General features: G+C 71.5%; 18 protein-coding genes and 3 tRNA genes. 13 read left to right on the top strand and 8 right to left on the bottom strand.

What is annotated here, in order from left to right:
• Positions 1 to 8: 8 nt before the first annotated feature.
• Complete coding sequence (locus ACIBCT_RS17715; RefSeq protein ID WP_399189679.1) at positions 9 to 452, top strand: PspC domain-containing protein; 444 nt, start codon at positions 9 to 11, stop codon at positions 450 to 452.
• Position 453: 1 nt separating this feature from the next.
• Here ACIBCT_RS17715 and ACIBCT_RS17710 read toward each other — a convergent pair whose 3' ends face one another.
• Entirely contained in the window at positions 454 to 1749 is a 1296-nt protein-coding gene (locus tag ACIBCT_RS17710) for an MFS transporter (protein ID WP_399189677.1), read from the bottom strand.
• 169 nt (positions 1750 to 1918) lie between these two features.
• Complete coding sequence (locus ACIBCT_RS17705) at positions 1919 to 2269, bottom strand: metallopeptidase family protein (protein WP_399189675.1); 351 nt, start codon at positions 2267 to 2269, stop codon at positions 1919 to 1921.
• A gap of 35 nt (positions 2270 to 2304) precedes the next feature.
• On the opposite strand from ACIBCT_RS17705, the gene ACIBCT_RS17700 reads away from it, so the two are divergent.
• From ACIBCT_RS17700 to ACIBCT_RS17675, 6 genes are all read left to right on the top strand, one after another.
• The gene (locus ACIBCT_RS17700; RefSeq protein ID WP_399189672.1) at positions 2305 to 3819 is read left to right on the top strand and encodes a metallophosphoesterase; all 1515 of its coding nucleotides are present in this window, start codon (positions 2305 to 2307) and stop codon (positions 3817 to 3819) included.
• Between the two features lie 90 nt (positions 3820 to 3909).
• Positions 3910 to 3982: transfer RNA gene (locus ACIBCT_RS17695), tRNA-Glu, on the top strand.
• Between the two features lie 102 nt (positions 3983 to 4084).
• Positions 4085 to 4159, top strand: a tRNA-Asp gene (locus ACIBCT_RS17690).
• A gap of 28 nt (positions 4160 to 4187) precedes the next feature.
• Positions 4188 to 4261, top strand: a tRNA-Phe gene (locus ACIBCT_RS17685).
• A 152-nt stretch (positions 4262 to 4413) separates the two neighbouring features.
• The gene (locus ACIBCT_RS17680; RefSeq protein WP_399189670.1) at positions 4414 to 4674 is read left to right on the top strand and encodes a type II toxin-antitoxin system Phd/YefM family antitoxin; all 261 of its coding nucleotides are present in this window, start codon (positions 4414 to 4416) and stop codon (positions 4672 to 4674) included.
• Positions 4659 to 5066: a PIN domain-containing protein gene (locus ACIBCT_RS17675; protein ID WP_399189668.1), complete on the top strand. Its 408-nt coding sequence runs from the start codon at positions 4659 to 4661 to the stop codon at positions 5064 to 5066. The genes ACIBCT_RS17680 and ACIBCT_RS17675 overlap by 16 nt, the downstream gene beginning before the upstream one ends.
• A gap of 352 nt (positions 5067 to 5418) precedes the next feature.
• Here ACIBCT_RS17675 and ACIBCT_RS17670 read toward each other — a convergent pair whose 3' ends face one another.
• Both ACIBCT_RS17670 and ACIBCT_RS17665 read right to left on the bottom strand, forming a co-directional pair.
• On the bottom strand, positions 5419 to 6402 hold the full coding sequence (locus tag ACIBCT_RS17670) for a helix-turn-helix transcriptional regulator (RefSeq protein WP_399189666.1): 984 nt from the start codon (positions 6400 to 6402) through the stop codon (positions 5419 to 5421).
• A gap of 16 nt (positions 6403 to 6418) precedes the next feature.
• On the bottom strand, positions 6419 to 6616 hold the full coding sequence (locus tag ACIBCT_RS17665; protein WP_399189664.1) for a hypothetical protein: 198 nt from the start codon (positions 6614 to 6616) through the stop codon (positions 6419 to 6421).
• On the opposite strand from ACIBCT_RS17665, the gene ACIBCT_RS17660 reads away from it, so the two are divergent.
• The 5 genes from ACIBCT_RS17660 (at position 6615) to ACIBCT_RS17640 (ending at position 11901) form a co-directional block, all read left to right on the top strand.
• Entirely contained in the window at positions 6615 to 7733 is a 1119-nt protein-coding gene (locus ACIBCT_RS17660) for an epoxide hydrolase family protein (RefSeq protein ID WP_399189662.1), read from the top strand. The two genes, ACIBCT_RS17665 and ACIBCT_RS17660, sit on opposite strands and share 2 nt — an antisense overlap.
• Positions 7734 to 8195: 462 nt before the next feature.
• A complete protein-coding gene (locus ACIBCT_RS17655) occupies positions 8196 to 8852 on the top strand; it encodes a DUF998 domain-containing protein (protein WP_399189660.1) in 657 nt (218 codons plus the stop codon).
• A gap of 40 nt (positions 8853 to 8892) precedes the next feature.
• Entirely contained in the window at positions 8893 to 9300 is a 408-nt protein-coding gene (locus ACIBCT_RS17650; RefSeq protein WP_399189658.1) for a YciI family protein, read from the top strand.
• Positions 9301 to 9304: 4 nt separating this feature from the next.
• Positions 9305 to 10549 carry an RNA polymerase sigma factor gene (locus ACIBCT_RS17645; RefSeq protein ID WP_399189656.1) on the top strand — a complete coding sequence of 415 codons (1245 nt, stop codon included), beginning with the start codon at positions 9305 to 9307 and terminating at the stop codon, positions 10547 to 10549.
• Positions 10550 to 10692: 143 nt separating this feature from the next.
• Positions 10693 to 11901 (top strand): RNA polymerase sigma factor, encoded by a 1209-nt coding sequence (locus tag ACIBCT_RS17640; RefSeq protein WP_399189654.1) that lies wholly within the window; start codon positions 10693 to 10695, stop codon positions 11899 to 11901.
• 96 nt (positions 11902 to 11997) lie between these two features.
• Here ACIBCT_RS17640 and ACIBCT_RS17635 read toward each other — a convergent pair whose 3' ends face one another.
• Positions 11998 to 12357, bottom strand: coding sequence for a YciI family protein (locus ACIBCT_RS17635; RefSeq protein WP_399189651.1), 360 nt, complete (start codon positions 12355 to 12357; stop codon positions 11998 to 12000).
• 369 nt (positions 12358 to 12726) lie between these two features.
• Between ACIBCT_RS17635 and ACIBCT_RS17630 the strand changes: the two genes are divergently transcribed.
• Positions 12727 to 13191, top strand: coding sequence for a hypothetical protein (locus ACIBCT_RS17630; protein ID WP_399189648.1), 465 nt, complete (start codon positions 12727 to 12729; stop codon positions 13189 to 13191).
• Between the two features lie 142 nt (positions 13192 to 13333).
• On the opposite strand, the gene ACIBCT_RS17625 is transcribed toward ACIBCT_RS17630, so the two are convergent.
• The 3 genes from ACIBCT_RS17625 to ACIBCT_RS17615 all read right to left on the bottom strand — a co-directional run bounded on the left by ACIBCT_RS17625 (position 13334) and on the right by ACIBCT_RS17615 (position 17965).
• A complete protein-coding gene (locus ACIBCT_RS17625; RefSeq protein ID WP_399189646.1) occupies positions 13334 to 14317 on the bottom strand; it encodes a BtrH N-terminal domain-containing protein in 984 nt (327 codons plus the stop codon).
• A 290-nt stretch (positions 14318 to 14607) separates the two neighbouring features.
• On the bottom strand, positions 14608 to 15573 hold the full coding sequence (locus ACIBCT_RS17620) for a serine hydrolase domain-containing protein (RefSeq protein ID WP_399189643.1): 966 nt from the start codon (positions 15571 to 15573) through the stop codon (positions 14608 to 14610).
• A 148-nt stretch (positions 15574 to 15721) separates the two neighbouring features.
• Positions 15722 to 17965 (bottom strand): MMPL family transporter, encoded by a 2244-nt coding sequence (locus ACIBCT_RS17615; protein ID WP_399189641.1) that lies wholly within the window; start codon positions 17963 to 17965, stop codon positions 15722 to 15724.
• Positions 17966 to 18038: the final 73 nt, after the last annotated feature.

The following is an 18038-nucleotide window of genomic DNA, read 5'->3' as shown; positions in this document are numbered from 1 at the left end:
CTCGATACATGAACGAAAACGACTTCTCAGGCGTCAAGAAGCTCCAGCGGACCAGGGACGGGCGCATCGTCGCGGGTGTGGCCTCCGGTCTCGGACGGTACACCGGTATCGACCCCAACATCATCCGCGCGGCCCTCGCCGTCGCCACCTTCTTCGGAGGGCTCGGCGTGGCCGTCTACGCGATCGGCTGGGTGCTCCTGCCCGAGGAGGGGCACGAGCGGTCGGTCCTGCAGGACGTGATCGACAAGAACAAGGACAACCCGATCTGGGTGGACGCCAGGACCAAGGCCGAGCAGAGCTGGGCCAAGGCCACCAGCCAGCGCGCCCCGCACCGGACGGCCCCGGACCACCCCACCCACCAGGAACCCTTCCCGCCGGCCCCCGAGCCCGTCGTCACCCCGGCGCCGTACCAGGCGCCCAGGCAGGGCGACGACCTCCGTCCCCAGGGCTGAGTTAGGTGTTCGCCTCCACGCGAACCCTCTCGATGACCTCCCTGCGGGACCGCCTCCAGAGCACGGCCAGCGCGGCCGCGGTCACCAGCCCGGCCGCGCCGGCCAGTGCCACCACGATCTCCGGGCCGAGGTGGTCGGCCGCGACCCCGCCGATCAGGATGCCGATGCCCTGGGAGGCCAGCAGGCCGGACTGGACGAGCCCGAAGGCCTGACCTCGCTGCCCGGCCGGTACGTACTGCACGAACGCGGCGTTGGCCGCGAGCTGGTACGCCCCGCCCAGCCCCGAGGTGAACCAGAGCAGCAGGACCACGACGAGCGGCGGCCTGGCCGCGCAGAGCATCAGGGGCGCGCAGGTCAGCATCGCCATCCAGCCCATCGACCGCAACCGGTTCGACGGACTGACGTAACGGCTGAACAGGAACGCACCCACCACCGTCCCGGTGGGCATGGCCGCCATGAGCAGGCCGGTCACCAGGGAGAGCTGCCGCGGATCACCGGTCAGCTCGTCGGCGTACGGGGTCGCGATCCCCTCGGGCAGCACGTAGAAACCGCAGAGCCAGGCGAACAGCACCAGCGTCCGCAGCCGGGGGTCGCCGAAGACCAGCACGGCGCCGGCGCGGGTCATCTTCCACATCGAGGGCCGGTTCTCGTCGGGGGAGCCGGGAGCGGGACGCCGCCGTACGCCCGCGACGAGGATGAGCGCGGAGGCCAGGTAGGTGGCCGAGTCCAGCGCCAGCGCCCGGTACGGGCCCATCCCCATGATCAGGATGCCGCCGAGGGTGAAGCCCAGCATCTGCGCGCCCTGGTTGGTCATGTTCTGCAGGGCCGAGCCCGCGACGTAGCGGTCGCCCTCCAGGAGTTCCGGCAGCAGGGCCGCCCGCGCCGCGGAGAACGGCGCGCTGAGCAGCACCACGCAGAAGACCAGGACGCACAGCGCCGAGAACGAGGTGCCGGGGACCGCCATGAGCGCGACCAGGGCGGCCCGGAGCAGGTCACAGGTGATCATGACGCGCCGGCGGGCGTAGCGGTCGGCGAGGCCCGCGAGCAGCGGCCCGCCGACGATCGGCGGCAGGTAGGTCAGGGCGTAGACCGACGCCGTCGCCAGGGGCGAGTCCGTCCGCTCGAAGACGAGGACGGACAGCGCGACCCGCGAGAGCTGGTCGCCGAGCAGGGAGAGCCCCTGGCCGATCCAGAGCGCGCGGAACTCCCTGATGGCGATGACCTCGCCGTAGGTCGCTCGGCGTTCCGCCGGACGGCGGTGCCGACCGGGTAGTCGGCCGGACTTGGTGGCCGCCATAGGACTCCGCTGAGTTCGCAGGCACACTGACTGTGGGTGTTCACCGTGTGACCTACGGTGCCTTCTGTGAGGCCCGCGCGCAACCTAAAGCAATCAAACGCATGCAAACCGTAACGATAAGCGACGACATTTCGAGAACGGTGGCATTTGGTGCGTGTTCCGGGGGTACCTACCAACCCAGCTCGTGCAGCCGGTCATCATCGATCCCGAAATGGTGAGCGATCTCGTGAACGACGGTTATCTGTACCTCCTCGACGACCTGGTCCTCCGTCTCGCACATCGCGCAGATCGGCCCCCGGTAGATCTCGATCCGGTCGGGTAGCACTCCCGCGTACCAGTCGCCGCGCTCTGTGAGCGGAATGCCGGTGTACAGACCTAGGAGTCCTGGTTCGGGGGGATCGTCCACGACGACCAGCACCACGTTGTCCATGACCTTCGTCAGCTCGGGGGGAATGCTGTCCAGAGCCTCGGCCACGAGTTCCTCGAACTTCTCCCGCGAGATCTCGATCACACATGTCATTCTGCCCGCGTATTCCGGGGTAGAGGTGGAGGCGAATGAAACTCACTGATCTGGCCCCCCGGGCCCGCCGTCTCGCCGGCGGGCGGATCGCCCGCGGCGTCGCGCGCGCCGTGGCCGTCGCCGCCGTCGCCCTGGCCGGCACCTGGCTCGGCATCATGCTCGGCGGGACCGTACGGTCCAACGTCGGCCCGGTGGAGCTGGGCATGTCGGCCGAGCCCTCCTGGAGCGGCGAGACCGTCGTGGACGCCCACCCGTTCGGCACGCTGCTGTTCGACACCCACAACGCCCCGGTGGGCCTGCGGGTGACCCTGGAGAACATCAACCCCGACCGGGCGCGGGGCTTCCTGGACGACCCCAGGTTCTCCGCGGACCGGCTTCCCGCGCTCCTGGAGGAGGAGCTGGGGGCCGGGGTCAGGACGCTGGTCGCGCGCGCCGCGTTCTGCGGCCTGGCGGGCGCCCTGGTCGCGTCCCTGATCGTCTTCCGCAGGCCCGGACCGGCCCTGGCCGGACTGACGGGCGTCGCCGTGGCGATCGCCGGTACGGGCGCGGCCGTCGCCCTGACCTTCCGGCCCGACTCGGTGGTGGAGCCCAAGTACACCGGGCTGCTGGCCGGGGCGCCCTCCCTGGTCGGCGACGCCGAGTCGATCGTGACCAGGTTCGAGTCCTACCGGGTGCAGCTGGCCAAGCTGGTCAACAACGTCTCCCAGCTCTACGACGTGGTCTCGGCCCTGCCCGTCTACGACGCCGACCCCACCTCGATCCGGGTGCTGCACGTCTCCGACATCCACCTCAGCCCCATCGCGTGGAACCTCATCCGCTCGGTCACCGCCCAGTTCAAGATCGACGCGATCGTCGACACCGGTGACCTGACCGACCACGGCACCGGCCCCGAGGACAGGTTCGTCGAGGAGATCGGCACCTTCGGCGTCCCGTACGTCTTCGTCAGGGGCAACCACGACTCCGCGACCACCCAGCGGGCCGTGGCCCGGCAGAAGGGGGCGGTCGTCCTCGACGGCCAGGCCGCGACCGTGGCCGGGCTGCGCGTCTACGGCCTCGGCGACCCCCGCTTCACCCCCGACAAGACCGTCCCGGTCGACTCCAACCTGGAATCCCTGGCGGCCCTGGGACGTACGCACGCCGCCAGGCTGGCGCGGCTGCCCAAACAGGTCGACCTGGTCGCCGTGCACGACCCCACGATCGCCAGGGGGTTCTCCGGCTCGGCCTCGCTGGTCCTCACCGGTCACTCGCACCAGCGCTCCACCGAGCTGCTGCCCTCCGGGACCCGGGTCCTGGTCCAGGGATCCACCGGCGGAGCCGGCCTGCGGGCCCTCGAACACGACGAGCCGACCCCGGTGGAGGCCTCGGTCCTCTACTTCGACGCGCAGACGCACCGCCTGCGGGCCTGGGACGACATCACCCTCGGGGGGCTGGGCGAGCAGTCGGTTCAGATCCAGCGTCACGTCGAGGCCGACCCTGGCCGTACAATTTCTCCTGTGCCGACGACCGCTCCGTCTCCAACGGGGTCCGTCAGCGTCACACCGACACCGTGACCGCAAACCGCTTTGGCATCGAGGCAAAAGTCCCCTATGCTTCAGAGGTCTCCAGCGGAGCACGGCGAAGGAACGGGACGCGAGTCCCGAGCCCCCATCGTCTAGTGGCCTAGGACACCGCCCTTTCAAGGCGGCGACACGGGTTCGAATCCCGTTGGGGGCACGGCCGGGCCAAGGCTCACCGGGGAAACGGCAGGTCGAAGACCTCCGGAAAACTGGTAGGCTAAGCACGGCAAGAAGGACGGGGCAAAGCCCCGGCAAGCAAGGTCCTGTAGAGCAGTTTGGAGTGCTCGCCACCCTGTCAAGGTGGAGGTCGCGGGTTCAAGTCCCGTCAGGACCGCTCTGGTAGGTGTTCGATCCACCACCGAGGTCAGGTAGCTCAGTCGGTACGAGCGTCCGCCTGAAAAGCGGAAGGTCGGCGGTTCGACCCCGCCCCTGACCACAGCAACTGAGCAGCACGAACGCCCCGAGCGACTATCGTTCGGGGCTTTTTTAATTTCTCAATCACATGCCCTGTTCACTGTGGTCCAAGGTGTTCAACAGCCGGTAAGAACAATCAGCGAATCCTCACCGAGAATCAGATAATCTGATTTCATGAAGGTGATGACTGCCACCGAGGCGTCCCGAAGCTTCGCGGTCGTTCTAGACGAGGCAGAGCGAGGGGAGACGATCGTGGTCACTCGGGGAGGTAAGCGGATCGCGGTGATCGGTCCCGCGCCCACGGCGCCGGGACGTGTGGTCAAAGCCTTCCTGGCCAGAGCCGCGGAGACGCTGGACGCCGATTTCGAGGCCGATGTCGCGGCGGCCCGGGAGGCCGTCGACGACGAGATGAGGAGCACGTGGCCCGACGTCTGATCCTGGACACCGGCGTACTGATCGCGGCGGAGCGGGGCAAGGCCTCCGTGGACGCGGTGATCGGGGATACCGACGATGTGGCGGTCGCCGCGATCACCGTGGCCGAGCTGCTCGTCGGCGTGGAGCTGGCGGATGAGGCGCGCCGTCCCGGGCGACAGGCTTTCGTGGACGAGGTTCTGGCGTTGATCCCGGTCGAGGAGTACACGGTGGACGTCGCCAGGGTTCACGCTCGTCTCATGGCGCATGTGCGCCGGTCGGGAAAGACGCGGGGAGCGTACGATCTGCTGATCGCCGCGACGGCGGCCACCACCGCCAGAGTCGTGATCGCGATGGATTCGTCCGCCGCGTTCGACGACCTGCCCGGGGTCCGGGCGCAGGTCGTTCCCCGTTGAGGACCGACGACGATCTTGCCTGGTGATCCTCACCGGTCGGCCGTGAACGGGTGGGCCTGGCCGTCCGCTGTGGAATGACGTCCCCTCCCCGCGTACGCGGCATGTCCGGGAGGGCCGGCGTGCGGCCGGACCCGACCGATGAATCAACGGACCGACTACGTGGGGACGGGCGGAGAAGAACGGCCTCCACAACGGCCGCCGGCGGACAGGTCGCCTCGATCACCCACCGGGACGCACCTACGATCTCGACGGAACGTACGCCACCGACACGGCCCGACGGCGTGATGCCACCGTCCTGATCGGGTGACAAGCAGGGGACGGCGCTGTCGGCGACGCAGGCCGGGCCGCCCGGTCATCCGGCCGGTGGGCCGCCCTCACCCCGCTTCCCGATCGCGTTGCCGATGCGCGCGTGCAACGTCCCGAAGTGCTCGACGAGCTCGGCCGGTTCGTGGACGGTGAAGTCGAAGCCGAGCAGGGTCACGTACAGGGCGAGCCCGTCCAGGGAGTTCGAGCCGGCCCGCAGGGTGCAGGTGTGCTCGTCGACGGCTTCGACCGTCCCCGCGTCGGACGGCACCCTTTCGGCCACCTGCGTGGCCGCGGCGTACATGGTGAACCGCGCCCGGTAGCGGTAGCGGTCGACCCCCACGGCCCAGGACGCGTACCCGCCGATGTCGCCGGACGGCGGCTCGCGCGGTGTGAAGCGCGGACCGGCCCGGGTCCGCGGCCGTAGCCGGTCGACCCGGAACGTCCGCCAGCCGGCCCGGTCGAGGTCGTAGGCGACCAGGTACCAGCGGCGCTCGGCGTGGACCAGCCTGTGCGGCTCCACCGTACGGACGGTGTCGGCACCGTCGTGGTCGCGGTAGTCCATGCGCAGCCGCTGGTGGTCGCGGCAGGACGCGGCGATCGTGGTCAGCGTCTCCGCCGAGACCACCGCGCCCGGCCGGTGCTGCGCCACGGTGGCCGCGTCCAACGCCGAGACCCGGTACCGCAGCCGTGACGGCATGATCCGTTCCAGTTTCGCCAGGGCCCGCACCGACGTCTCCTCGATCCCCGCGACCGTACCGTTCGCCGCGGTGCGCAGTCCCACGACGACCGCGACGGCCTCCTCGTCGTCGAGGAGCAGCGGGGGCATGGCGGCCCCGGCCTCCAGCCGGTACCCGCCGACGTTCCCGATCGTGGCGTGCACCGGGTAACCGAGTTCGCGCAGCCGGTCGACGTCACGGCGCACGGTACGCACCGTCACGCCCAGCCGGTCGGCCAGCTGCGGACCGGGCCAGTCCCGGTGTTGCTGCAGCAACGACAACAGTCGGAGCAGGCGGGCGGATGTTTCGAGCATTCCTGCATTGTGCACGTCAACGAGGACCGTGGCTGACCTCCTTGGCCGACACGATGGTGTCGACCCGCTCTGTGCCCACGATCACGGTCGTCCCGGCCTCGGAGCGGGCCGACGACCGGGGCCGACGACCGGGGCCGACGACCGGGCGCGGCCAGAGCGCCGACCCCGTACGCGAGGCCGAGCACGTCACGCCGACCAGAAGGAGCCGTTTCATGACCAGCGAGATCAAGCCGTTCCGCGTCCACGTCCCGCAGGCCGACCTGGACGATCTGCGGCGGCGCCTGTCGGCCGTTCGCTGGCCCCGCCAGATTCCCGGCGTGGGCTGGAGCCGTGGCGTGCCGGTGGACCACCTGAAGGATCTGATCGAGTACTGGACGACGACGTACGACTGGCGTGCCACCGAGGAGAGGCTCAACCGGTACCCGCAGTTCACCACCCTGATCGACGGGCAGGACATCCACTTCCTGCACGTCCGCTCGCGCCACCGGCAGGCGTTCCCGCTGCTCCTCGCGCACGGCTGGCCCGGGTCGATCGCGGAGTTCCTGGAGGTGATCGGGCCGCTGACCGACCCCGGCGATCCCGACGACGCCTTCCACCTCGTGATCCCGTCGCACCCGAACTTCGGGTTCACTGGACCGGCCGCGGCGGGCTGGGACTCACGCCGCATCGCCACCGCCTACGCCGAGCTGATGGCCAGGCTCGGCCATGACCGGTACGGGGCACAGGGCGGTGACTTCGGCGCGTTCATCGCACCCGATCTCGGCCGGGTGGATCCGGAGCACGTCGCGGGCGTGCACGTCAACGCCGCCACCGTCGGGTTCATCCCGTTCGGCGGTGTGCCGGAGGGCACGGAGCTCACCGACGCCGAGCAGATCCGGCTCGATCGGATGAACCGGTTCCTCTCCGAGGGCAACGGCTACTTCCAGATCCAGGCCACGCGCCCGCACACGCTCGGTTTCGGCCTGGCCGACTCCCCGCTCGGCCAGCTCGCCTGGATCGGCGAGAAGTTCCACGACTGGGCCCACCCCGCGGGTTCGATCGGGCCCGACGACGTCATCACCCACGCGATGATCTACTGGCTGACCAACACCGGCACCTCCTCGGCGCAGATGTACTACGAGTCCATGCACACCGGTGACTGGCCCACACCTTCGCGGGTGCCCACCGGCGTGGCCAACTTCGCCGAGGACGTCGCGATCCGCCGATTCGCCGAACCGCTCAACACCATCACCCACTGGGCCGAGTACGACCGCGGCGGGCACTTCGCCGCGCTCGAGGTCCCCGACCTGTTCGTGGACGAACTGCGCACCTTCTTCCGTACCGTTCGCTGAACATCCCGCCACCGTGGCCCTCGTGCCGGCGCCGGCCGTCCGGCACGGGCCTCTCACCACCTCGTGATCGTTCTCAGCACGGCGCCGCGGGGACCGGGGCCGCCTCGGGGCTCGTGGCGCGGGCCCGGGCGGAGGGCCACGGGGCGGGGGGCGACCGAGGTAGGTGGCCTGACCACGACCACGACGCTGATCTTGTCGTCACTGACGTGCCACAGGCCCTGGAGATCCTGTACGCCGAGCGGTGATCGGGCGGCTGTGCCGTAGCCCGGGGCGGCGTGCCGTACAGCACGGAAGCATGGCAACAGGGCCGCGCAACCCCTTACGTCGGCATCCACCATCACGCGCTTGAGCAGACCGGGGAGCGCCCCAGGTGGTGACGACTTGGCTGTCCGATTCCGAGATCCGGCCTCGACTACTCCATGACCGGACGCGACCGGCGTCCATCGTCCGAGGAGTCGAGGCATGACCACTCTCACCACTCCGTCCACCGCGGACGGCACCCGAACCGACCGGCTGCTGACCGCCGGCCTCCTCGCCGGGCCCGTGCTCGGCCTGACCTGGCTGGTTCAGGGCCTGGTCAGGGACGGCTACGACTTCACCCGCCATCCCGTGAGCCTGCTCGCCCTGGGCGAGGGCGGCTGGGTCCAGATCGCCGCCTTCTGCGTCACCGGCGGCCTGATGATCGGCTGCGCCGCGGGTCTTCGCCGGACCCTGAAGGACGGCCCGGGCGCCCGCTGGATCCCCCGGCTGACCGCCGTGATCGGCGGAGGCCTGATCGCGGCCGGTGTGTTCACGACCGACCCCGGAGCCGGCTTCCCGGCCGGGGCGCCGGAGGGGACGCCGGTGCTGAGCTGGCACGGCGTCCTGCACGAGGCCGGCCACCTGGTGGTGGTCACGGCCTGGATCGCCCTATGCTTCGTGCTGCGTACGCGGTTCGCCCGCCGGGCCGACCGGGGCTGGGCCCGGGCCTGCGTGGCGGCGGTGCCGATCGTCATCGCCCTGGTGGCCTTTCCCCATCTCGACTCGTTCCCGATCCGCATCGTCGTGGCGTCGGTGCTCCAACTCGGCTTCGTCGGGCTGGCGGCCCGGCGGCTCGGCCGCCCCACTCCGACCCGCTGACCACCGCGACGACACGAGAGGACCACGGACGATGAAGTACATGATCTTGACCTACGGTTCGCAGCAGGACTACGACGGCATGGCCGGCCAGGACACGGGCCTTCCCGCGTGGACCCCGGAGGACTTCGCCGCCATGGGCGCCTTCATGGGCGAACTCAACCGGCGGCTCACCGAGTCCGGCGAACTGGTGGAGACCCGGGCCCTGGCTGCGCCGGTGCACACCCGCCGGGTGCAGAACGGCTCCGCCGGTGCGCCGATCGTCACCGACGGCCCGTACGCCGAGACCCAGGAGGTGCTGGCCGGCTACTGGATCGTTCAGTGCGACAGCTTCGACCGAGCCACCGAGATCGCGGCCGAGTTCGCCAACTGCCCGGTACCGGAGCACGTCCGGGCCGCGGCGTTCGCCGACGTCCGCCCGATCGACGAGTACGTCGCCGACGACGTCTGAGGCGATGACCGGGACCGAAGTGACCGAGGACCTGTGGCGCCGGCTGGCGCCCCAGGTGCTCGGCACGCTCGTCCGGAGGTACGGGCAGTTCGCGGTGGCCGAGGACGCCACCCAGGAGGCGCTGTTGCAGGCCGCCGCGGAGTGGAGCCGCTCCGGCGTACCGGACAACCCGCGCGCCTGGCTGACCACGGTCGCCTCGCGCCGGATGACCGACCTGCTACGGGCCGAGCTGGCCCGGCGGCGGCGGGAGGAGACCGCGGCCGCGTGGACCTATCCCCTGGAGACGGCCGCGGTCGACGAGGCCGTCCCGGCGGACAAGGACGACAGCCTGGTCCTGCTCTTCCTGTGCTGCCACCCCGCGCTGGACCCGGCGGCCCAGATCGCCCTCACCCTCCGAGCGGTCGGCGGGCTGACCACCGCCGAGATCGCCCGGGCCTTCCTGGTGTCCGAGGCGACGATGACCCGCCGGATCACCCGGGCGAAGAAGGCCGTCCGGGACAGCGGCGCGCGCTTCTCGATGCCCGGTGGCGACGCCTACGCCCAGCGCCTGGGGGTCGTCCTGCAGGTGCTCTACCTGATCTTCAACGAGGGCTACGCGACCACCGCCGGGGAGAACCTGCAGCGCGGCGACCTGACCGCGGAGGCCATCCGGCTGACCCGGATGGTGCACCGGAGCCTGCCGGACGACGACGAGGTCACGGGCCTGCTGGCGCTGATGCTGCTGACCGACGCGCGCCGGCCGGCCCGGACCGACGAGCACGGCGACCTGGTGCCGATGAACGAACAGGACCGCGGCCGGTGGAACGCCGCGTACATCCGCGAGGGCGTCGCCCTGCTCACCGCCGCCGTGGCCCACCACAACCCCGGGCCGTACCAGATCCAGGCCGCCATCGCGGCCCTGCACGACGAGGCCCCGACGGCCGAGGCCACCGACTGGGCCCAGATCCGGGCGCTGTACGAGGCGCTGCTGCGGGTGTCGGACAATCCGGTGGTCGCGCTGAACCATGTCGTCGCCATGGCCATGGCCGACGGCGCCGACGTGGCCAGGGCACGGCTGACCGAGGTCGCCGCCGACCCGCGGATCGCCGACCACCCGCGGTTTCACGCCGTGTCGGCCCACCTGCTGGAGATGGCCGGGGACGTCGAGGCCGCCCGGACCGCGTACGCCGAGGCCGCCCGGCGGAGCACCAGCATCCCGCAGCAGCGCTACCTCCACGGCCGGGCCGCCCGGCTGGCGCGGAACGCATGAGCCTCTCCGCCGTCGGCCGGGTGGCGTCGGAGCAGCGCCGAGCCGCGCGAGGTCACCGCGGTGAGCCGAGAGCGCGGCCCCGGGCGGAGGGTCACGGGCGGGGAAGGGACGTCTCGGTCCCGCGGGTGCTGCACCCTGGTGGGGTGGGTGATGTGGCGGAACTGCTGGACCGGATCTGGCGGACGGACGCGGCCGGCATGCTCGGCGCGCTCAGCAGGCGTCTCGGCGACTTCGACCGGGCCGAGGAGGCGCTGTCGGACGCGCTGGCCGAGGCGCTCAAGCGCTGGCCCGGTGAGGGGGTGCCCGACAGCCCCACCGGCTGGCTGGTCACCACGGGCTGGCGCAAGGCGCTGGACCGGCTGCGCCGCGACGCCGTCGGCCGCGAGAAGGTGGCACGGCTGGCCGCGGAACCGCCGCCGGAACCGGGCGTGGACGATCGGCTGGCCATGATCTTCGCGTGCTGCCACCCGGACCTCGCCGAGCCGGCCCGGGTCGCGCTGACGCTGTACGCCGCCGGTGGCCTGAGCACGGCCGAGATCGCCGCCGCGTTCCTGGTGCCGCCGACGACGATGGCGCAGCGGCTTTCCCGGGCCAAGCGCCGGCTGCGGGAGCGCGGCGTCCGGTTCGAGGTGCCACAGCCGCACGAGTACGGCGACCGGTTGCCGGCCGTGCTCTCGGTGATCTACCTGGTGTTCAACGAGGGGTATCTGTCCGCGAGCCGGTCCGCCCAGCGGCGCGAGCTGGCCCTCGAGGGGGTCGAGCTGGCGCGCCGGCTCGCCGGACTGCTGCCCGGTGAGCCGGAGGCCGCGGGCCTCGCGGCGTTGCTGGAGCTGCACCACGCCCGTGCCGGCGCGCGGTTCGACTCGTGGGGCCGCATCGTCCTGCTCGACCGGCAGGACCGGCGCCTGTGGGACAGGGCGGCGATCGAACGGGCCGCGCTGCGGCTGCGGGCGGCGGTGCGCCAGGGCCGGACCGGGCCGTACCAGCTGCAGGCCGGCATCGCCGCGCTGCACGCCCTCGCCACCTCGTACGAGGCCACCGGCTGGACCGACGTGCGGGCGCTGTACGACCGGCTGTACGCGCTGGACCCGTCGCCGGTGGTGCTGCTGAACCGGGCGGTGGCCACGCGGTTCGCGGTGGGCCCGGCCCCGGCGCTGGACGAGGTCGACGCGCTCGGGGACCGGCTCGCCGGCTACCACCTGTGGCACGCGGCCCGGGCCGACCTGCTGGCCGCGCTCGGCCGTCCGGCAGAGGCGCTGACGGCGGCGGAGCGGGCTCTGGAGCTGGCGACGAACCCGGCCGAACGGGAGCTGATGTCGCGCCGGGTGGGTGAGCTGAGACGCCGGTCGTGAGACCGGCGCCTCAGCGTCACCGCTGTTCGCGGCTCACCATCGGACGGGTCTCCACCGCTGTTCGCGGCTCACGACCGGACGGATCCCACCGCACCGTTATTCGTGGCTCATCACCGGGCGGACCTCCAGCGCGCTCATCCCGGCGGCGAACGGCCAGGTGGCCGCGATCCGCGTGGCCTCGTCGACGTCGTCGCACTCCAGCAGGACGATCGCGCCGATGACCTCCTTGAGTTCCAGGTACGGCCCGTCGGTGATCACCGGCCGGCCGTCCGCGTCGGCGCGTACCGTCTTGGCCGTCTGCCGGGCCTGCAGCTCGGCACCACCATCGATGATCTTGCCGGTCGGCTGCCACCGCTCGAACCACGCGTAGACCTGCTTCATCACGTCCTCCTCGTCGGCCGGGGACAGCGTGGCCCACTCGCGGTCGTCACCGCAGATCAGCATCGCGTACCTCATCGTCGCTCCTCATGGGTGGAAGGGATGCTTCGTCCGTGTGACGAACGGCGGGCACCGGTCCTCGACAGGATCCGCCGGATTTCTTCCCGAAGTCCCCTCCGCTTACGGCTCCAGGCCGAGAACAGACATACCGGGCGGGGATCGTGCGGGGACTTCCGGCTTCGCCGGAGGGCGTCCGGTCGTGCGGGGTGTTGCTCAGGGGAAGAGTGGGGCCGTTTGTGTCGTAGTGCACGCTCGCTCTTGTGTGTGCGTTTGTACGCAGAACGGGACTTCTCTCCTGCCTAATGTCGGTGCTGTCCGGAACGCGCAGCACCGAGAAAGCGCACCGGGCGCAGACAACACGGATCGCTCACCCGAAGGAAATCCCTCATGCGTAAGCTTCGCAGCATCCTTGTCGGCACGGCTCTGGCCGGCGCGCTGGCCACCGGTGTCGCCGCCGCCCCCGCCCAGGCCGCCACCACCGCCACGGCGGGTACGGCTGCGGTCGCCCAGGCCCAGTACACCAAGCACTGGTTCTCCGGCTACTCCGGCTTCGGCGGCGGCGAGTCGCGCGGCGAGCGCTCCTACTACAAGGGCTACTGGTACTACTCCAACGGCCGCTACCACTTCGACATCAAGACCTGGGACCGCGACCGCGACCGGGAGAACACCTTCATCGACTTCTCCCACCACGACGACCGTGGCTGGCACAACCGCCGCTTCAGCACCGGCGGCCACCGCGAGTGGAAGTTCAGCTACAGCGCCAAGGGCGGCTTCGACGGCTTCCGCGTCCGCATCGGCGAGGGCCGCTCCGGCGACTTCGACTGGGGCACCTACCACCGCCGCTCCTTCTGATCCCGGTCTCCTCGGAGATGGGACACGCGCCGTGCTCGACGACGAACCGGCGGAGGTGCCGACCATCCCGCCGGCACCTCCACCGGCCGGCGCCGTCCCGCACGGACCGGCTCACGGCCCTCGGCCACGGCCGTCCTCCGGCCTACAACCGGCTCAGCACCTGCATGGCCTCCCTCTCGATGCGTGAGAGATCGTGGAGGATGACGCCGGCCCGCGTGAGGTACTCCGCGTCGCCGCTCTCCCCGGCCTTCTCGATCAGGGCGGACACGTCCGTCCACAGGGTGGCGGCCTCGGCGTACAGCCGGTGACCGGTGCGGAGGCCGTCGTCGTCGATCAGCCGGGTGCACTCGTCGAGGAAGTCACGGTAGAGGACGCGGAACAGGGCGCCGCCGGTGCCGCCCCTCTCCATGAGGAGAGCGGCCTGCGGCAGGTCCTGTCGCGGTTCGCCGGCGCGCAGCAGCCATCCGGGCACCAGCCCGGCGGCCTTCTCGATGCCGCGGTGGCCCAGGTTCGCGATGGGAGCGGCGAGGAAGGCGTCGGCGCAGTCCTTGACGGCGGGGATGATCCGGTCCTGCCAGGAGAGCGGGCGGGTCGGCAGGGTGACGGTGAAGGATCGGTTCCTGGCGGTCATCGGGCCGCGTTCGGCGCGCGCCATGGCGAGGCCGGCCAGGGAGGTGCGCACGGCTCCTCCCTGCTGCTCGGTGTCCACGAGGTAGGCGTCGTGCTCGCCGTAGCCGTACATGGCGACGACATGGCCGCCGAAGTGCACCTTGGAGCGGAAGTAGTCCAGGTGGTAGCAGTCGAGCTGAAGGCCGACCGGCCGGCCGGCGTCGATGGGGGCGGCCACGTTCTCCCACGCCTTGCGCGGTGAGGTGGTCTCCTCGACCGTCAACCTCAGCCCCAGCCTGGCGGCCAGGTTCCTGGTGAGGTCGAAGGGCTTGACGCGGCCCCCGACGAAGGGGAGTGGCATGTCCTTGCGGTCCCAGTAGACGAAGGACAGCCCCGAGCCCAGCCCGAACAGCATGGGCTCGGACAGGTCGAGTCCCTCGTGCCGTAGCAGCACCCCCAGCGCCGTGGTCTCGCAGTGGTGCGTGCCGCGGGCCTCGACGCCCTTCACGATGGTCATGGGTCGCTCTCCTCGGCCGACGCGCGGATGGTCACACCGTCCTCACCCCTGACACCTGCATGATCAACTGCCGAGGACCGCTGGAGACAGCATGGGGTCTCCCACGGTGGGAGAGTCCAGCCGGGCCGGACCCACCCGGCGAGGGGCGGGTGAAGGCCTCGGATTCCGTCACCGGGGGTCGCACCACAGGGCCGGACCGCGCGGCAGGTTCGCACCCTGGTGAACGAGGGGGCCGCGACCACGTTTCGCTGCGGCCGGGCGAGGTGGGACGGTGGCGTCGCCGGTGCGGTTCAGCGCTCGACTCCCGGGAGGATCACCTCGTCGAGCACGGCCGGGGCGGTCCGCTGGTCGGGGTGGTCGTACTCTCCGGCGGTGATGGCGACCACGAGGTCCAGCGGGGGCGCCACGTGGATCCGCTGGCCGCCGTTGCCGAACGCGCCCACCCATCCCTCACCGGTGTACCAGTGGTAGCCGTAGCAGGAGTTCTCGTCGCGCCGTACGTGCGGGTGCAGTGCCGCCGCCAGCCAGGACGCGGGTACGAGGTCCCTGCCCCCGTCGAGGACGAGCCCTCCGATCGCCAGGAGGCCGCGGGGGGTCAGCCGCAGACCGGCCGCGGCCATGGCCGTCCCGTCCGTGCCGGTCGTCCACGCGAAGCGCGTGATCCCCAGCGGCTCGAACAGCCTTTCGCGGGCGTAGTCCGCCAGCGCCGACCCCGTGCCCTTCTCGATGAGCCGCGCCAGCAGCGCCGTGGCGCCCCCGCAGTAGGAGCGGCGGACGCCGGGCTCGTCCACGATCGGCCGTTCCAGGACGTAGCGGTAGCGGTCGGGGGCGAGCTCCATCGCGAGCTCGCTGTTGGCCGGGCTCGTGTAGGGGACGTTCTCGTCCCACTCCAGGCCGAGGGTCATCGTGAGCGCGTGCTCGACCGTCAGCGCGGCGCGCCGGGGGTCCTCGGCGAGGTCGGGGTACTCGGGGAAGTGCCGGAGCAGCGGCTCGCGCGGTTCGGGTACGTGGCCGTCGGCCAGGGCGACGCCGTACAGGAGGCCGACGACGCTCTTGGAGATCGAGCGGACGTCATGGAGGGTGTCCGGCGTGAAGCGCACGTGGCCGAGCGGCTCGCCGAGCCTGAAGTCCTCGCCCTCGCCGTAGTGCTCCAGGACCACCCTGCCGCGGTGGGCGACGACGACGGCGTGCAGGCCGGGCACCCGGTCCTGTTCGACGGCGCGGGCGAGGCGGTCGGTGAGCGTGCGACTGTCCATGATCTCGTTCTACCGTCCGCCGCCCTCCGCCCGCCAGCGGTCGACGGGACGAGATGTCCGCCCTGGACGCCTTCCGGGGACGCGTCCAGGGCGGTTCATCGGGCGGGACGGCGTCCACGGGGGACGCCGCCGTCGCACGGACCGGCACTCACCCCGACACCCCGGCCGGTTCCCTGGACTCCTGCCGTGTCCCGGTACGGCCCAGGCGGCTGGGCCACCAGGCTCGGGGGCCCAGGTCCCGGACCAGTGCCGGTACCAGCAGGGACCGCACCACCAGGGTGTCGAGCAGGACGCCGAAGGCCACGATGAAGGCGATCTGGGCGAGGAAGGCCAGGGGGATCACCACCAGCGCGGCGAAGGTGGCGGCGAGCACGACGCCCGCGGAGGTGATCACTCCGCCGGTGGTGACCAGCCCGCGCAGCACGCCCTGACGCGCCCCGTGGTTCGCGGTCTCCTCGCGCACCCTGGACATGAGGAAGATGTTGTAGTCCACCCCCAGCGCGACCAGGAAGACGAAGCCGTACAGCGGCACGGACGCGTCGACGCCGGTGAAGCCGAACAGGTGCGTGAAGACCAGGGTGGAGACGCCGAGGGTGGCCAGGAAGTTCAGCGCCACGGTGACCACCAGGAGCACGGGCGTCACCAGCGAGCGCAGCAGGACGATCAGGATGAGCAGGATGATCGCCAGCACGACCGGGACGATGAGCAGCGTGTCCTTCTCCGCGGTCTCGGTCGTGTCGTACCGCTGGGCGCTGTACCCGCCGACCAGGACGCCGTTCTCGGCGGAGAGCGCGGTGCGCAGCCGCCTGACCGTGTCCTGGGCGGCGTCGCCGTCCGGCGCGTCCTTCAGCGTCGCCTCCACCAGCGCGAGCCCGTCGACGACCTTGGGGGAGTCATCGCCCGGGCGCCCGCTCCGGCTCACCACCGAGGCGTCGGACACGCCCTCGACGCCGCGGGCCGCGTCCCGTACGGCCGTGGCGCGCTCGGCCGGGACGACGATGACCGCGGGCTGTCCCGAGCCTCCGGGGAAGTGCTCGCTCAGCGCCGCCTGCGCCGCCACCGACGGCGCGTCGTTCACGAAGGTCTCGTCCAGCGGTACGCCCGCGGCGTTCAGCTGCGGCGCGAAGAGGGCGAGGCCGATCAGGGGCAGGACGGTCGCGATCCAGAGCCGGCGCGGACGGCGGTCGACCAGGCCGGCCACCCGGCCCCAGATCCCGCGGGCCCCGCCCCCGGCCGATCGACGGGCCCGGTGGCCCGCCGGGGAGCCGTCCGGGTGGCGCGCAGGGACGCCGTCCGGGTGCTCCACCGAACGGTCGTCCGAGTGGTCCGCAGAAGCAGAAGGGGCGTCCGGGTGGTCCGTGGAGAAGCCGGCAGGGAGGTCGGCCGGGCGCGGCTTCGTCGGCCACAGGGCGACTCGGCCCAGCAGGACGAGCGCGGCGGGCAGGAAGGTGAGGGCGCTGAGGGCGGCGCACACGATGCCGATGGCGCCCACCGGGCCGAGCGCGCGGTTGTTGGTCAGGCCGCTGAGCAGCAGCGCGAGCAGGGCCAGGGCCACCGTGGCGGCGCTGGCGACGATCGGTTCGAACGAGCGCCGCAGCGCGACGCGGCCCGCGGCGACACGGTCGCCGGTCGCGGCCAGTTCCTCCCGGAAGCGGGCGGTCAGCAGCAACGCGTAGTCGGTGGCCGCGCCGATGACCAGGATGAACAGGATGCCCTGTACCTGGCCGTCGACCCGGACGATGTCGCGGTCGGCCAGGACGTACACCAGGGCGCACGCCAGGCCCAGGGCGAAGACCGCACCGGCGATGATGATCAGGGGCAGCAGCACGCTCCGGTACACCGCCAGCAGGATGACCAGCACGGTGATCAGTGCCACCCCGAGCAGCAGGCCGTCGATCCCGGCGAAGGCGTCGGACAGGTCGGCCCGGGTGGCCGCCGGTCCCGCGAGCCTGGCCTGCAGGCCGTCGACCGCCACCGCCGAGCCGATCCGGTCCAGGGTCTGTTCGAGCGAGTCGCCGAGGTCGGGGCTGAGCTGGACCACGCCCTGCAGCGCCCGGCCGTCGTCGGACCCGATGGCGGGCGTGGGCGTCCCGACGACGCCCGCCGTCCCGCGCAGCGAGGCGAGCGCCCGGGTCGCCTCGGTGGTCTGCCCGGGGGTGACGTTCCCCTCGGCCGTCCACACCACGATGAGCGGCTGTGCGATGCCCTCGCGGAAGCGCTCCTGCGTCTCCAGCACGCGCGTCGACTCCGCGCTCTGGGGCAGGAACGCGGCCTGGTCGTCGGTGGACACCTCGGCGAGCCTGCCGGCGAACGGGCCGAGCCCCCCGCCGACGGCCAGCCAGACCAGCACCAGCAGTGCCGGTACGAGCAGGCGGATCGATCGCCGCGCCATGAGACCGTCCTTTCGTGACGCCATATAACTCAATGATTGAGATAGCCAATGATTGAGTTAATGTAGCATGGCC

Source organism: Streptosporangium sp. NPDC050855, from assembly GCF_044456585.1.
GTDB lineage: Bacteria > Actinomycetota > Actinomycetes > Streptosporangiales > Streptosporangiaceae > Streptosporangium > Streptosporangium longisporum.
This window is presented reverse-complemented; position numbering and strand designations above follow the sequence as displayed.